The 14948-nt window shown below is 68.0% G+C and carries 12 protein-coding genes; 5 read left to right on the top strand and 7 right to left on the bottom strand.

Going from position 1 to position 14948, the window contains the following annotated elements:
- Positions 1-18 precede the first annotated feature (18 nt).
- The 3 genes from ACFQPG_RS06650 to ACFQPG_RS06660 are packed head-to-tail and all read right to left on the bottom strand — an operon-like array spanning position 19 to position 3331.
- The gene (locus tag ACFQPG_RS06650; protein WP_380811228.1) at positions 19-1854 is read right to left on the bottom strand and encodes a DUF885 domain-containing protein; all 1836 of its coding nucleotides are present in this window, start codon (positions 1852-1854) and stop codon (positions 19-21) included.
- Positions 1855-1871: 17 nt separating this feature from the next.
- Positions 1872-2327, bottom strand: coding sequence for an NfeD family protein (locus ACFQPG_RS06655; protein WP_380811230.1), 456 nt, complete (start codon positions 2325-2327; stop codon positions 1872-1874).
- Positions 2327-3331 carry an SPFH domain-containing protein gene (locus tag ACFQPG_RS06660; protein WP_380811232.1) on the bottom strand — a complete coding sequence of 335 codons (1005 nt, stop codon included), beginning with the start codon at positions 3329-3331 and terminating at the stop codon, positions 2327-2329. The genes ACFQPG_RS06655 and ACFQPG_RS06660 overlap by 1 nt, the downstream gene beginning before the upstream one ends.
- A 66-nt stretch (positions 3332-3397) precedes the next feature.
- On the opposite strand from ACFQPG_RS06660, the gene ACFQPG_RS06665 reads away from it, so the two are divergent.
- From ACFQPG_RS06665 to ACFQPG_RS06680, 4 genes are all read left to right on the top strand, one after another.
- Positions 3398-4240 carry an HpcH/HpaI aldolase/citrate lyase family protein gene (locus ACFQPG_RS06665; protein ID WP_380811234.1) on the top strand — a complete coding sequence of 281 codons (843 nt, stop codon included), beginning with the start codon at positions 3398-3400 and terminating at the stop codon, positions 4238-4240.
- 90 nt (positions 4241-4330) lie between these two features.
- Positions 4331-5809 (top strand): IMP dehydrogenase, encoded by a 1479-nt coding sequence (gene guaB, locus ACFQPG_RS06670; protein WP_380811235.1) that lies wholly within the window; start codon positions 4331-4333, stop codon positions 5807-5809.
- 102 nt (positions 5810-5911) lie between these two features.
- Complete coding sequence (locus ACFQPG_RS06675) at positions 5912-7069, top strand: RsmB/NOP family class I SAM-dependent RNA methyltransferase (protein WP_380811237.1); 1158 nt, start codon at positions 5912-5914, stop codon at positions 7067-7069.
- Between the two features lie 32 nt (positions 7070-7101).
- Positions 7102-7599 (top strand): hypothetical protein, encoded by a 498-nt coding sequence (locus ACFQPG_RS06680; protein WP_380811238.1) that lies wholly within the window; start codon positions 7102-7104, stop codon positions 7597-7599.
- A gap of 81 nt (positions 7600-7680) precedes the next feature.
- On the opposite strand, the gene rsmA is transcribed toward ACFQPG_RS06680, so the two are convergent.
- The 4 genes from rsmA to ACFQPG_RS06700 all read right to left on the bottom strand — a co-directional run bounded on the left by rsmA (position 7681) and on the right by ACFQPG_RS06700 (position 13232).
- Positions 7681-8517, bottom strand: coding sequence for a 16S rRNA (adenine(1518)-N(6)/adenine(1519)-N(6))-dimethyltransferase RsmA (gene rsmA, locus ACFQPG_RS06685; protein WP_380811240.1), 837 nt, complete (start codon positions 8515-8517; stop codon positions 7681-7683).
- Positions 8514-9512: a 4-hydroxythreonine-4-phosphate dehydrogenase PdxA gene (gene pdxA, locus ACFQPG_RS06690; RefSeq protein ID WP_380811241.1), complete on the bottom strand. Its 999-nt coding sequence runs from the start codon at positions 9510-9512 to the stop codon at positions 8514-8516. Before pdxA ends, rsmA begins: the two co-directional genes overlap by 4 nt.
- A gap of 23 nt (positions 9513-9535) precedes the next feature.
- On the bottom strand, positions 9536-10915 hold the full coding sequence (locus tag ACFQPG_RS06695; RefSeq protein ID WP_380811243.1) for a peptidylprolyl isomerase: 1380 nt from the start codon (positions 10913-10915) through the stop codon (positions 9536-9538).
- 79 nt (positions 10916-10994) lie between these two features.
- Positions 10995-13232: an LPS-assembly protein LptD gene (locus ACFQPG_RS06700; protein ID WP_380811244.1), complete on the bottom strand. Its 2238-nt coding sequence runs from the start codon at positions 13230-13232 to the stop codon at positions 10995-10997.
- A gap of 167 nt (positions 13233-13399) precedes the next feature.
- On the opposite strand from ACFQPG_RS06700, the gene ACFQPG_RS06705 reads away from it, so the two are divergent.
- On the top strand, positions 13400-14872 hold the full coding sequence (locus tag ACFQPG_RS06705) for a leucyl aminopeptidase (protein WP_380811246.1): 1473 nt from the start codon (positions 13400-13402) through the stop codon (positions 14870-14872).
- Positions 14873-14948: the final 76 nt, after the last annotated feature.

The following is a 14948-nucleotide window of genomic DNA, read 5'->3' on the forward strand; positions in this document are numbered from 1 at the left end:
CTGAGGTCAGGGCGCTGCTCAGCCCCGCGCTCCCCGAACATATTCGTCCACATTCCTCGCCAGCACATCTAGCGGGACGTTGCCGCCGAGCACGACCGTGTCGTTGAACGCCTTCAAGTCGTAACGCGGGCCAAGCGCTGCCTGAGCCCTGGCGCGCTGGCGGACGATTTCCTGGTGGCCGACTTCGTAGCCGCAGGCCTGGCCGGGCCAGCTGCAGTAGCGGTCGACTTCGCTGGCGACTTCCAGCGGGTTGGAGCCGTTTTCGTCGACGAAGAAGCGCACCGCCTGCTCCCGGGTCCAGCGCTTGTGGTGGAGGCCGGTGTCGACGACCAGGCGGACCGCGCGGAACGCGATCGACTGGAGGTAGCCCAGGCGCCCGACGATGAAGTCGTCGAACACGCCGAGCTCGTCGGCAAGCTGTTCGGCATAGAGCGCCCAGCCTTCGGAATAGGCGTTGAACGCTAGGATCGAGCGGATCAGGGGCAGCTTTTGTGCATATTCGCCCTGCCACACGTGGCCGGGTATCGCCTCATGATGGGTGAGGTCGGGCAGGCTGTACTTGCTGTGCAGGTCGGTGGTGCGCAGGTTGATCCAGAACTTGCCGGGGATGCTGCCGTCGATCGAGCCGGGACCGCCGTAAGCGCCGGGGGCGCCGGGTTCCTCCTCCGGGGGAAGGCGCTTCACCTCGAGATTGCCGCGGGTCATGGTGTTGAAGGCGCGGGGAAGCTCGGCACGGATGATGCGGAGCCGCTCCTGTATGAAGGCCATGATCTCGGCGCGGCCCTTGTCGCCCTCGCTGAACTTGTACCTTGGGTCCTTGGCAAGCGCGTTCATCCGCTCGCCGACGGAGCCCTGCGTGTAGCCGAGCTGGCGCAGGATCGGGTCCATCCGGCCGTGCAGCATCCGCAGCGTGTCGAGGCCGAGCTGGTGCACCTCGTCGGGTGACATGGTGGTGGTGGTCGAGGCTTTCAGCGCCCAGCGGTAATATTCCGGCCCGTTCGGACGCGACCACATGCCCGCGGTGTTGTCGGCGACGGCTTTCTGCGCCTGAAGCTCGAGTATTTGGCGCTCAAGGGCGGGAGCGACGTGGCCAGTCACGATCTGGCGCGCCTGCTCCACCCACTTGCCGGGGATCGCCTTGGTCTTGGTGCGCACCATCTCGACCAGTGAACCGCCCTCGCGGGCGCCTTTGGCCGACTGGCCGATCTGGGTCAGCGCCTTGTCGATGAGGAACGCTGGCGGGACGAGGCCGCGCTGCCGGGCGTCGCGCATCCGCTCCAGCTCGCCGTCAAGCGCGGTCGGATATTGGGCGAGGCGCTGAAGCAGGGCCTCGGCATCGGCGGCGTTGGCCACCTGATGCTCGCTGTCGAGGAAGCGCGGGATGTCGAGATAGGCGCCGACGTTCTGGATCACGACGTATGGCGTGTTGCGCCAGCCGCCGACCGCGACGTCCCCATAAGGCAAAGCGAAGCCTTCCAGCGCGGTGGAGTAGGCGCTCTTCACCACCTCGATGCTGGTGCGAGTGGAGTGGGACAGGGACGAGGTGTTCACGCCCTGGGCGCGGGCGAGGTCGGCGCGAAGGGTGGCCGCGATGGCGCGCTGGCCCTTGGCGGAACGGTCCGAGAGCAAGGAGCGCAGCTTCTCGCGCGGGCCCTTGTCGACGCCGAGGCTGGTCGCGGTCTCGGGCTGCAGGCGGAGGAGGTTGTCGGCAATGGAGTCGAGCAGCGCCCCGGCGCTTTCGTCGGTCGCCGGGCGGCCGGCTCCCAAGGTCGCGCAGCCGGACAGCAGCGGCATCGCCGCGGTCGAAGCGAGGGCGGCAACCGCCTGGCGGCGGGTGAGGGTCGGCTGGTGCATGGAGAACTCCGGCGGGATCAGGCGGTTGGAAGGTGGAGTTCTGCTTCCACGGTCAGGCAGTTGCCGTCAACGCCGGTGATCCGCACCCGTTCGCCGATCGATGCCGGGCCGCCGCGCGCGCTCCACTCGCTGTCGCCGACGCGCACGCGGCCGCCATGCTCGTCCACTGTTTCGACGACGGTGACGCTTCGGCCGATCAGACGGGCGGCACGGTCGTTGAGGTTCGGGTCGCTGCTGTTGACCGGGCGGTTGGCATAGACCTTGCGCCCGACGGCAACGGCGATTGCGGTATAGAGGGCGAACAAAGCGAGTGCCGCCGCGGGGCCGAGGTCGAACAGGACCACGAACAGGCCGGTGGCGATGGCCGCCGCTCCAACGAAGACCAGGAAGAAGCCGGGAGCGATGATCTCCGCGATCAGCAGAACCACGCCGCCGATCAGCCACAGCCACCCGGGTTCGAGATCGTTCAGCATCAGCCCTGCACTCGCGGAACGCCGGGCATGGCCGCGGGCGCACCGCGCTCCGCCCTGAGTTCACCCTTGGGTTTCGGCTGCGGCGGGGAAGTCTGGTCGCCTCCCAACGCCGCCTTCGCCAGCTCGCCGATGCCCCCGAGCGAGCCGATCAGCTGGGTTGCCTCAACCGGGAACAGGATGGTCTTGGCGTTCGGGGAGTCGGCGAACTTGCCGATCGCCTCCACGTACTTCTGGGCGATGAAATAGTTGATCGCCTGGGTGCTGCCGCCTTCGATGGCGTCGCTGACCGCCTTGGTCGCGGCGGCTTCGGCCTCAGCCGAACGCTCCCGCGCCTCCGCATCGCGGAAGGCGGCTTCCCGGCGGCCTTCCGCCTGGAGGATCTGGCCCTGCTTCTCACCTTCCGCGCGGAGGATCTCGGAGGCGCGCATGCCTTCGCTCTCGAGGATGGCGGCGCGCTTCTCGCGTTCCGCCTTCATCTGGCGGGTCATGGCATTGACGATGTCGGAGGGCGGGCGGATGTCCTTCAGTTCGACGCGGGTGATCTTCACCCCCCAGGCTTCGGTGGCGTGATCGACGACGCTGAGCAGGCGGGCGTTGATCTCGTCGCGCTTGGACAGGGTTTCGTCGAGGTCCATCGAGCCCATCACCGTGCGGAGGTTGGTCGTCGAAAGCGCGAGGATTGCAGTATAGAGGTCGCTGACTTCGTAGGCGGCCTTGGCCGGATCGAGCACCTGGAAGAAGACCACGCCGTCGACCGCGACCATGGCATTGTCCTTGGTGATGATCTCCTGCCCCGGGATGTCGAGGACCTGCTCCATCATGTTGATCTTGCGGCCCACGCGGTAGAAGAAGGCGGGAACGAAGTTGAAGCCGGGGTTGCCGACCCGGACGAAGCGGCCGAAATGCTCGATCGTGTAGCGATAGCCCTGGTGGACGATCTTGATGCTCATCATCACGAACAGCAGCACCAGCGCCGCGACGACAGCCATGAAGGTGGTCAGCATGTGTTCTCCCGGTGGATACTCGATCCATGATGCGACAGGTCGCAGTTCAAGCGAAGCGAAATCGGCATGAGTCTCGACCTGTTCGGCAGACGGTCGGCGCTATTTCTGCCGGCCAGCAATCCACGGGCGATTGCCAAGGCGCGGACGGCCGGCGCGGACCTGGTGATCCTCGACCTGGAAGATGCGGTACGGCCCGAGGACAAGGACGCCGCGCGGGCGGCGGCGGTGGAGGCGGTTGCTTTCGCCTGGCCGTGTCCGGTGGCGATCCGGATCAATGGACTGACCAGCGAGTGGCACCGTGCGGACGAGGATGCGGTGGCGGGCTCAGCGGCGGACCTGGTCGTGCTGCCCCGCTGCGAGGACGAGGCCCAGTTGCGGCTGGTGCAGGAACGGACGCGCAAACGGGTTGCAGCGATGATCGAGACCCCGGCCGGGGTGCTCGCCAGCCCAAGGATCGCGCGGTCGGCGGCGGCGCTGATCGCGGGGACAAACGACCTGCGGTCCGCGCTTCGGTTGCCGCCGGGCGCGGGGCGGGACAGGATTTCGGCATCGCTGCAGCTGATCGTGCTCGCGGCGCGGGTCGGGGGCATCCCGGCGTTCGACGGCGTGTTCAACGGGCTGGACGATGCGGAGGGCTTTCGCGCGGAAGCTCAGGACGGGCGGATGCTGGGGTTTGATGGGAAGAGCTTGATCCACCCGAACCAGATCGCCCTTTGCCATGAGGCCTGGGCGCCGACGGGGACGGAAATTGCACGGGCCGAGCGGCTGGTGGCGGCGGCGCAGGGGGGGGCGGAGCGGTTCGAGGGCGAGATGATCGAACGGATGCATGTCGAGGCGGCGGAGCGTCTTCTTTCGTCTCGTCATTCCCGCGAAGGCGGGGATCCATCTCCGACAGCATCTCGCGAGTGATCGGTTCCGGAGCTGGATCCCCGCCGTCGAGGGGATGACGAGTTTCCTACCAACCCTTGCCGAATCGCTCCTCTCCGGCCAAACGCCCGCATGGCCGATATCCTCGACGCTCCCGACATTCCCTTGGGTCTGACTTTTGACGACGTGCTGCTGCAGCCGCTGGAATCCAGCGTGCTGCCGAGCCAGGCGGAGACGCGCACCTTCCTCACGCGCGACATTCCGCTGTGCATTCCGCTGCTGTCGTCCGCGATGGATACGGTCACGGAAGCGGATATGGCGATCGCCATGGCCCAGCTGGGCGGGATTGGCGTGCTCCACCGCAATCTCACGGTCGAAGAGCAGGCGGCGGCGGTGCGGGCGGTCAAGCGCTTCGAGAGCGGGATGGTGGTGAACCCGATCACCATGACGCCTGACCAAACGCTGGCCGAAGCGCTGGACCTGATGCGGGTCCACAAGATCAGCGGCATTCCGGTGGTGGAGGCCTCGGGCAAGCTGGCCGGCATCCTCACCAACCGCGACGTGCGTTTTGCCGAGAACATGCGCCAGCCGGTGAGCGAACTCATGACGCGCGACAACCTCGCCAAGGTGGCGGTGGGTACAAGCCAGGACGAGGCGCGGCGGCTGCTGCACCAGCGGCGGATCGAAAAGCTCCTGGTGGTGGACGAGGGCGATCATTGCGTCGGCCTCATCACCGTCAAGGATATCGAGAAGGCGGTGGCGACGCCCAACGCGACCAAGGACGGCGAGGGGCGGCTGCGCGTCGCTGCTGCGACCACGGTCGGGGATTCCGGGTTCGAGAGGTCCCAGGCGCTGATGGATGCCGGGTGCGACTGCATCGTCATCGACACCGCGCATGGCCACAATATCGAGGTCGCCCGGGCGGTCGAGCGGGTGAAGAGCGTGTCCAACCGCGTGCAGGTGATCGCCGGAAACGTCGCGACCGCCGATGCAGCGAGGGCGCTGGCGGATGCGGGCGCGGATGCGATCAAGGTCGGGATTGGGCCGGGATCGATCTGCACCACGCGGATCGTCGCTGGTGTCGGCGTGCCGCAGCTGTCGGCGATCATGTCCGCTGCGGCGGCGAGCCAGGCCAAGGACGTGCCGGTGATCGCCGATGGCGGCATCCGCACCTCCGGCGATGTCGCAAAGGCGCTGGCCGCCGGTGCCTCGACGGTGATGGTCGGGTCGCTGCTGGCGGGGACAGACGAAGCGCCGGGCGAGACCTTCCTGTACCACGGGCGAGCTTACAAGGCGTATCGCGGCATGGGCAGCGTCGGGGCCATGTCGCGCGGATCGGCCGACCGCTACTTCCAGCAGGACATCAAGGACCAGATGAAGCTGGTTCCCGAAGGGATCGAGGGGCAGGTGCCGTACAAGGGCCCGGCGCGCGATATCGTGCACCAGCTGGTCGGCGGCGTGAAGGCGGCGATGGGCTATACCGGCTCCACCACCATCGGTGAGCTGCAGAAGCGGGCGCGGTTCGTACGGATCACGAATGCGGGCCTGAGCGAGAGCCATGTCCATGACGTCGCGATCACTCGGGAAGCGCCGAATTATCCAACGCGGTGATCACCCCTCCCGCTTGCGGGAGGGGCCGGGGGTGGGCATGGCCGCAGCAATGACACAGAGGCCCGCCCCTCAATCCCCTTCTGCAGGTTCGAGGGGAGGTCTGTGACACCTTCCGCGCGCGTTCAGGCGGCGATCGAGATCCTCGACCAGGTGATCGCATCCGCCCGCGATGACGGCCCCCCGGCTGACGCCATCGTCGCCGGTTACTTCAAGACGAGGCGCTATGCCGGCTCCAAGGACCGCCGCGCAGTCCGCGAGCTCGTTTTCTCGGCGATCCGGCATTCGGCGGAGCGGCCGGACAGTGGGCGAGCGGCAATGCTGGCGATCGCGCCGGAGCTGTTCGACGGCTCACCGCACGGACCGGCAGCGGTGCGCGAGGGCGAGACCGGAGCGAAGTCCGGGATCGTGCCGCATTGGCTGGCGGCGGAATTGTCCCCGCTGGTGCAGGCCTCCGAGCAGCGTGCGCTGCTCGACCGGGCGCCGCTGGACCTGCGCGTTAACGTGGCGCGAGCCAGTCGCGAGGCGATGCTTGCTCAGTTTGAAGGGTCGCAAGCGACCCCGCTCAGTCCTTGGGGCATCCGAATGCCGGCGGACAGCCGCGTGAGCGATCATGCGGCGTTCGCGGCCGGACTGGTCGAGGTGCAGGACGAAGGCAGCCAGCTGATCGCGCTCGCCTGCTGGCCTGCCGACGGGGAGCGGATTCTCGACCTGTGCGCCGGGGCGGGCGGCAAGGCGCTGGCGCTCGCCGCCGCGGCGCCGGGCGCGGAGGTCATCGCCTCCGACACTAATCTGCGCCGCCTCGGCAATCTGCCGCCGAGGGCTGATCGGGCCGGGGCGCGGATCGCGACCCTGCTGCTGGATGCACCGCGCGAAGCGGAGGGGCTGCGCGACCTCGCTGGCACCTGCGACCTGGTGCTGGTCGATGCGCCCTGTTCCGGAAGCGGCACCTGGCGGCGCAACCCCGAGGGTCGCTGGCGGCTGGCGCCCGAGCGGCTGGAACGGCTCATTGCCACACAACGACGCGTGCTCGACCTTGCCGCGCCGCTGGTCCGGCCCGGCGGGCGGCTGGTCTACGCCGTGTGCTCGCTCCTCGCCCGGGAAGGAGTAGGCCAAGCCAGCGCCTTCCTCAGCCGCCATTCATCGTTCATCGCTACGGATACAGGCCTCGCTGCCGGGCGTTTGGATGGAGTCGGGCGTTTGCTGACTCCGGGCCACGAGGGCACCGACGGCTTTTTCATCGCGCGGTTCGATGCATCGTGATAGCAGATCGGACCAAGTGGCTGGAGATTGGGATGCGCCTTTTGCCGATTGGTCTTGTTGCGGGTGTTGGGGCGGCCCTGATCGCCAGTTCGGGCGCCAGCCAGGCGCCGGACAACCAGTTGAACCCGCAGTCGGTGACCTTGCTCCGCAAGGGGGAGGCGGCGCTCGCGGCCGGTCAGTTCCAGGCGGCCGACGACGCGCTGGAGACGGCCTTGGTGGTCGATCCGCGCAATCGCGCCGCGTTCAATGCACTGGCCAAGGTGGCCCAACGGCAGAAGCTGTATGGACAGGCGATCCGCTACACCAACAAGGCGCTGGCGCTGGAGCCGAACGACGTGAATGCCCTGTCCATCCAGGGCGAGGCGATGGTCGAGATGGGCGCTGTCGCCCGCGCGCAGCGGAACCTGGCCAAGGTCCGTCAGCTCTGCGGTTCGGGGGCTTGTCCGCAGGGCACAAGCCTGGCCGCAGCGATCGCGCGTGGCCCGGCCGTAGCGCAGAAGGTGACGACCCCGGCGCCGAAGCAGAACTGAGTATTCAAGCGCTGTCCTGAACTTGTCGAAGGACTGTCGTTCCTTCTGGCGCCTCAGAAGAAGTGCAGCCCTTCTACAAGCTCAGGGCAGCGGGACCTCGGGCCGCAATTTGCGTGCCAGTGCCACGAACTCGTTGACGCTGACCGTCTCGGCTCGCCGGTCGCTCGCAATTCCGAGTTCTTCCAGCGCGTTGAGCGCACCTGGCACCGTCTTGAGGCTCTGCCGCAGCATTTTGCGCCGCTGGCCGAACGCAGCGGCGGTCAGGCATTCCAGCACGGCGGGATCGACTCCGTCCGGCATGGTGGCGGGGACGATGTGCACCACGGCCGACGCGACCTTGGGCGGCGGAGTGAAGGCGGAGCGGTGCACGTGCAGCGCGATCCGGGGCGTGGCGCGCCACTGGGCGGCAACCGACAATCGGCCGTAATGCTCGCTTCCGGCGGCGGCGACAATCCGCTCGGCAACCTCGCGCTGGAACATCAGCGTCAGGCTGCTCCACCACGGCGGCCATGGTCCTTCGAGCCAGCGGAGCAGCAGCGCGGTGCCGACATTGTAAGGCAGGTTGGAGACGACGTGCGCGCCTTGGCCGACCACCCCCGGTTCGTCGATGGCGAGCGCATCGTCCTCCAGCAAATGGAGCTTTCCGGGGAAAGCCTCCTGCAGTTCAGCCAGCGCCGGCAGGCAGCGGCGGTCGCGCTCCACCGCCACGACTTGGGCGCCGGCGCTCAGCAGCGCGGCAGTCAGGCCACCGGGGCCGGGACCGACTTCATAGACGGTCTGGCCGTGGAGATCGCCCGGCAACGCGGCAATGCGGGAGAGAAGCTGGCGGTCGAGGATGAAGTTCTGGCCAAGCGCCTTGCTGGCGCTCAGGCCGTGGCGCGCGATGACTTCCCGGAGTGGCGGAAGGGAAGCGCTCACGCCTGCGCGCGGTGCGCGGCGCAGCTGGCCGCGACCCGGATTGCAGCGGCCATCGCCCGGGGATCGGCGATGTCTTCGCCGGCGATGTCGAACGCAGTGCCATGATCGGGTGAGGTGCGGACAACCGGCAGCCCAAGGGTGATGTTCACCCCTTCTTCGAAGTGCAGCGCCTTGAGGGGAATGAGCGCCTGGTCGTGGTACATGCAAAGGGCTGCGTCGTACCGAGCGCGGGCGGCCGTGTGGAACATGCTGTCGGCGGGATGCGGCCCCGTCACTTGCCAGCCCTCGGCTCGCAGCGCCTCGATCGCCGGCATGATGATCTCGATTTCCTCGCGCCCAAGGGCCCCGCCTTCGCCCGCATGCGGGTTGAGGCCGGCGATCGCCAGCCGCGGCTCGGCGATGCCGAAATTTCGCTGGAGGCCCCGCAGGGTCGCGCAACCGCGCGCTTCGACAAGCGCGCTGGTCAGCCGGCCCGCGACTTCGGCCAGCGGCAGGTGAGTGGTGACGGGCACGGTGCGGAGGGTTGGACCGGCCAGCATCATGGCGACGTTGGACTGGGACACGCCGCAGCGCTCCGCCACGAACTCGGTCTGGCCGGGATGGGAGAAGCCGATCGCGTAGAGCTGCTGCTTGCTGACCGGGCCGGTGACCACTGCCGAGGTGGAGGTCGAGCGCGTCAGGCCGACGGCGATCTCCAGCGAATCGAGCGAACAATGCGAGCCGGCAACGGTTGGGCAACCCGGCACCCCGGCTTCGGCGGCGGGCACGGGGATCAGCGGGAGGCCATGGTCGAACGCCGAGTCCGCGTCGCGGGGATCGTCGAGAACTGCGAGCTCTCCGTCCCACACGCTCGCGACCGAGCGTGGGTCGCCGACCGCGACGAACGGCGGAAGGTTGAACTCGGATCGCCGGTCCCAGCATTTGGCGACCACTTCCGGGCCGATGCCGGCGGGGTCACCAAGGGAGATTGCAATGGGAAGAAGGGACGGCACCATCCGCCGTTCCTTAGCCCGCGCTCCTAGCGGAAGTCGATGACCGCGTCACGCCGCAGGTCGCGCAGGTAGCGGCGGGCGCGCAAGCTCACGCGCTCCTCCGTCAGCTGGGCGATCACCTGGTCGGTGCTCGGCGGCTGGGCGTCGCTGGCCTCGTCGCGGCCGCAGATCACCAGCACGCGGACGCCGTCCTCGAGGCTGCCGAACGGCCGGGTGGCCTGGCCGACCTGCATTGGGAGCATCATCTGCTGCAGAGCCGGCGGCAGGTCGCGGAGGCGGACCTGGTCGGACTGCACGACGTCACCCTTGAAGTCGGCGGCAAGCTTGTCGGCGCCGCCGCAGCCGCCGACGCTCTGCGCGGCAGCAGCGAAGCGCTGCAGGATCGGTTCGGCCTGGGCGCTGGTGACGCCCTTGGCCAGGCCGATGGAGACCTGCTTGAGGCTGAGCACGGCATTGCGCGGATCGGCAGTCAGGATCTTGCGGGTGTCCTGGACGGCGAGGATCGAAAAGCCGCCCGGCACCTGGATCGGCTCGCTGAGCTGCCCCGGCTGCATCGCCCGCACGACATTGGCCAGCTGGTCAGGAAGCTGCTCGGGCCGGACCCAGCCAAGATCGCCGCCGACCGCGGCAGTCGAGGCTTCGGAGAACTGGCGCGCATAGCCGGCGAAGGAAGAGCCCTGCTTCAGGGCGGCCACGACCTTCTGGGCGTTGGCGAGCGACTGGGCCTGGGTGGCCGGGGTCGAGGCGATGAAGATCTCACCGACGCGATATTCCTGCGTGCCCTTGGACGACGTCAGGCGATCGATGACCGCCTTCACTTCCTCGTCCCCAACGCTGATCTGGCTCTCGATCTTGGCGCGCTGGAGGCGCGACCAAGCGATCTCGCCATGAATCTGGCGGCGGATCGAGCGGATCGAGGAGCCGCGCGCCTTGAGGTAGGACGCCATCTGTTCCGGGGTCTGCTTCACGCCTTCCGCGACTCGCGCGACCGTGCGGTCGATATCGGCGTCGGTGACCTTGATCTCGGCGGCCTTGGCGGCCTGGATCTGCAACGCTTCGTCGATCAGGTTGCGAAGGACCTGGACTCGCACCCGCTCCAGCTCATCCGGCTGGATGGTGCCGCCGTTGGCGATCGCGAGGAGCGCGATCCGCTGGTCGATATCGGTCTGGGTGATGACCTCGCCGTTGACGATCGCGCTGGCCTTGATGACCGAGGGGATGTTGCCGCCAAACAGGGTCGGGTTCTGGGGCAGGTTGAGTGCGCTGACGCTGCTGGGCGCGGCGGTCCTGCCGGCCGCCGCGGTCTGCGCGGTAGCGACAGTGGCGACTGCGATTGCCGATGCGGCGGCCGCGACGACGCGAATTCGGCCCGAGACGTTGGTGAAGCCTGCTGCCACTCTTCTCAATCCCTTGTTATTCCAGCGAATAGGAGGGCGCATTAACCTCACGGCCGCTGAACGCGGGATGAGCGGCTTGCGCCCGTCCCTAGCGGCCGAGGCCCTTCAGCGCGATCCGGAACTGGAACGTGTCCCCTTCGCGGCCCTCGCCGAGCCGCTCATAGTCGCGTCGCCACGATAAGCCAATCTCCAGGCATTCGTCCTCATAGTCGATGCTGGCGCGATGCCGCACGGGCTCGAACCCATCGGCGATCGACAGCGGGTCTTCCTCGCGGTCGGTGAGATCCAGCACGGTTGCTCCGAACACCGACCAGTGGCGCAGGAACTTCCATCGGGCGGCGACCCGCAACTCCTCGTTGTCGCGAAGGTCTTCGACCGCCTGGTCGATGTTCCGGTTCAGCCGCAGGTAGCCGATCCGGGCGTAGGTCTCGTCCGTGCCGACGGTCAGGTCGACCTCGTTGCGGCGGACTCCGAAATCGTCCTTGTCCAGCCGGAAGCGGTGGGTGAGATCAAGGAAGCGGCCGAATTGCACCCGCGTTCGGCCGACGATGTCCGACCAGCGGCCGGTGAGCCCGGTGCCGTCGGGAAAGATCGCAGCATTCTTGGTCAGGCGGAAGCTTTGGCCGACCGTGCTGGTGATGGCGAGGTTCGGCCGGTCGTAGGACCAGTCCGCGCCATAGGTAATCCGCGAGCCGTCCTCCCAGCGGTCGTACCCCGGGAAGCGGTTGAGAGCGAACAGATTGCTGTCCTCCAGGTCGACGGCGCGCGCGTCCTCGTTGGGGATGCGCAGGTTGGCGACAGGTGGGGTGAGGACGACCTGAGCCCGGGGGGTAAGACGTTGAACTCCGCCGAACAGCGGCCCGATGAGGGGCCAGCGCGCTTCGCCCGCGGCGGCGGTTATGCCGCGGAAGTGCCAGCCTTCTTCACCGCGGTAGATCAGCTGGCTGGTCTCCTCCACTTCGTCCGTGTGGTAGACGTCGCCGCGGCCGTAAGCGGTCAGCAGAAGCTCCTGACCCCAGGGGGTCAGCCGGCGCGAGTCCCAACGCGCGCTGCCGAAGGCACGCTGCGTGTCCTGCCCGTCGCGGCGAAGAATGGCGAGGCTGTTCGCCTGTAACTCGAGCTGGCCCCCGAGCGCCGGCGGAACCACTCGCCAGCGCGCGTCGACCGCGGGCAGGGCGATGGGAATGGCGGCTTGCCGGTCGCTCTCGCGAAGCCCCTGGAATGCCCAGCCGGAGATGCCGATGTACGAATCGAGGTCGATCCGCTCCAGGTCGACGAAGCTGCGCAACTTGTCGTCGCGCGTGATGTCGTAACGGCGCGCCACCGTTTTATCGGTGGCGGCGCGGACCTGGGTGCTGAGGCTCCACAGCGGGTTGAACTGCGCCTTGCCGTAACCTTCGACGAAGGCGCGGATGCCGTTGTCTACGTCGTCGGTGAAGCCGTCCGTGTCGCCATAAGTCACGAACCCGCCGAGCTGGAACGCGCCGAGCTTGTCGAGGTGACGGTAGCGCGCCTCGAGCGAAGGAAGCGCACCAGTGTAGACGTGCGGGGTCAGGGTCAGGTCACGGTTGGGCGCCATGCTGAGATGATAGGGGACCGCGAGTTCGAAGCCGTTGCGCCGGCTGACCTTGATCTCGGGCAGGAGGAGGCCGCTCACGCCTTCGTCCCCGCCACCGGTACCGACGCTGAAGATCGGCAGCAGCGGGAGGGAGATGCCGAGGATGTCGAGCCGGCCGCGGACGAAACGGACCCGGTCGCGCGCCGGATTGTAAATCACCCGCGCCGCGGTGATCTTCCACTTCGGACTGGGCCGGGCGCAGCCGTCTTCGCCGGTCACCGGGCAGGGCGAATAGACCGCATTCTCCAGCGTCGTGACGCCGTTTTCACGCCGGGTGCCGCGCTGGGCAGCCAGCCGTCCGCCGCTCTCCATGACCACCAGGAGATTGTCGATGGTCCCGTCGCGCAGGCTGTCGGTCAGCACGACCCGGTCGCCGACAAGCTTGTCGCCTTCGGGATTCACCACGACCACGTTGCCGGTGGCGACCACTTGGCCGGTGTCCCGGTTCCAGGTCACCTGGTCGGCGGCGACGTAGTTGCCGTCGCGGGACAGGCGGACCTGCCCGGATGCGGTGACCAGCTCCGCCTCGCTGTCGTAGGCGACGCTGTCCGCGCTGAAGGAGACGCTCTCTCCTTCCTGGAGCGAGGTTTCCGGTGTGATCGCGGTGACTGGGACCGCGACCGGCGCTTCGCCCGTCTGCGCGACGGCCGGGCAAGCGAACGCAAGGGTCAGCGGCAGCGCCGTCCAGCAAATCAGGTGCCCACGCAAAAGCTTCGCCCGCCCGCCACGCTCGAAAAAGGAACTCAGAAGCGCCAGCCTATCGCACCTCGCCGCAGGAGCGGCAACCGCTTCGCGCCGCCGCGCGCTTGGCATCGGCCAAGCGGACCGCCTAAAGACCTGTGCAATCATCGCTTCATCAGCCAGGAATTCGCCGCATGCAGATCCGCTTCGCCAGCAACCGCCCCTCGGGCAGCTACGCCCTCGTGCTTGCCGTCGCCGGGACGGACCGTAGCGCGCTCGACACGCTGGGGCCCGACCGGTCCGGGATCGAGGCGGCCGCAAAGGCGCAGCGGTTCGACGGCGAGGCAGGCACGTCCGCGGAGGGCTGGGCGACAGCTGACGAGGGCAGCCGGCGAGTGCTTCTGGTGGGCCTTGGCACCGGCAGCGCAACGGCGCAGGCGGCCGAGAAGCTGGGGGGAACCGCGGTCGCCCGGCTGCTGCTGTCGGGCGAGCGCCATGCAGTGATCGACCTGTCCGGCCAGCCGTTCGATGCCGACGCGGCGGCGCGGGTCGCGCTTGCCGCGGGCCTGCGGGCGTGGCGCTACGACCGCTACCGCACGAAGCTCAAGGACAAGCAGCGCCCGACGCTGGCGGAGATCACCATCGTCGGCGCTCCGGAAGGCGCCGACGAGCGGTGGACCTCGCGCTGGGAACCGGTGCTGGCTGGCAACGACCTGACCCGCGAACTGGTGACCGAGCCGGCCAACATTATCTATCCCGTGAGCTTCGTCGAGCGCTGCCAGAAGGCGATGGCCGGCAGCGGGCTCGAGATCGAAGTGCTGGACGAACCCGCGATGCGCGACCTTGGCATGGGTGCGCTGCTTGGAGTGAACCAGGGCTCGGTCCGCGAGCCGCGGCTGCTGGTGATGAAGTGGAACGGCGGGGAGGCGGGAAGCTCGCCACTGGCGCTGATCGGCAAGGGCGTGACCTTCGACACTGGCGGCATCTCGATCAAGCCGGCAGCCGGCATGGAGTCGATGAAGTGGGACATGGGCGGCGCAGGCGCCGTCGCCGGGGCGATGCTGACGCTGGCAAGGCGCAAGGCCAAGGCGAACGTCGTCGGCATCTGCGGACTGGTCGAGAACATGCCGTCCGGCAATGCCCAACGTCCCGGAGACGTGGTCACCAGCATGTCGGGCCAGACGATCGAGGTGATCAACACGGATGCCGAGGGGCGGCTCGTGCTGTGCGACGCGATGACCTACGCGCAGCGCACCTTCCGGCCCAAGACGATGATCGACCTTGCGACCCTGACCGGGGCGATGCTGATCGCGCTCGGTCATGAGTATGGCGGGCTGTTCTCCAACGACGACGGGCTCGCCGCCGAGCTTCAGGCTGCCGGCAGTGCGTCGGGTGACAAATTGTGGCGGCAGCCGATGGGCGAGGCCTACGACCGGCTGATCGACTCGCCGATCGCTGACATCAAGAATGTCGGGCCGCGCGAAGCGGGCTCGATCACCGCGGCCCAATTCCTCGGCCGCTTCGTCGACGAAGGCGTCCGCTGGGCCCATCTCGACATCGCCGGCATGGTGTGGAGCGAGCGGGCCGGTACCACGTTCGACAAGGGCGCGACCGGGTTCGGGGTGCGGGTGCTGGATCAGTTCGTCGAGGATGCCGTCGAGAAGTGATCCTTCGAGACGGGCCTTTGATCCGCTCCTTCGGAGCTACTCAGTCCCTCCTCAGGATGAGCGACAAGGGAAGTCG

The sequence above is a fragment of the Sphingomonas sp. GCM10030256 genome (assembly GCF_042666415.1).
Classification (GTDB): domain Bacteria; phylum Pseudomonadota; class Alphaproteobacteria; order Sphingomonadales; family Sphingomonadaceae; genus Sphingomicrobium.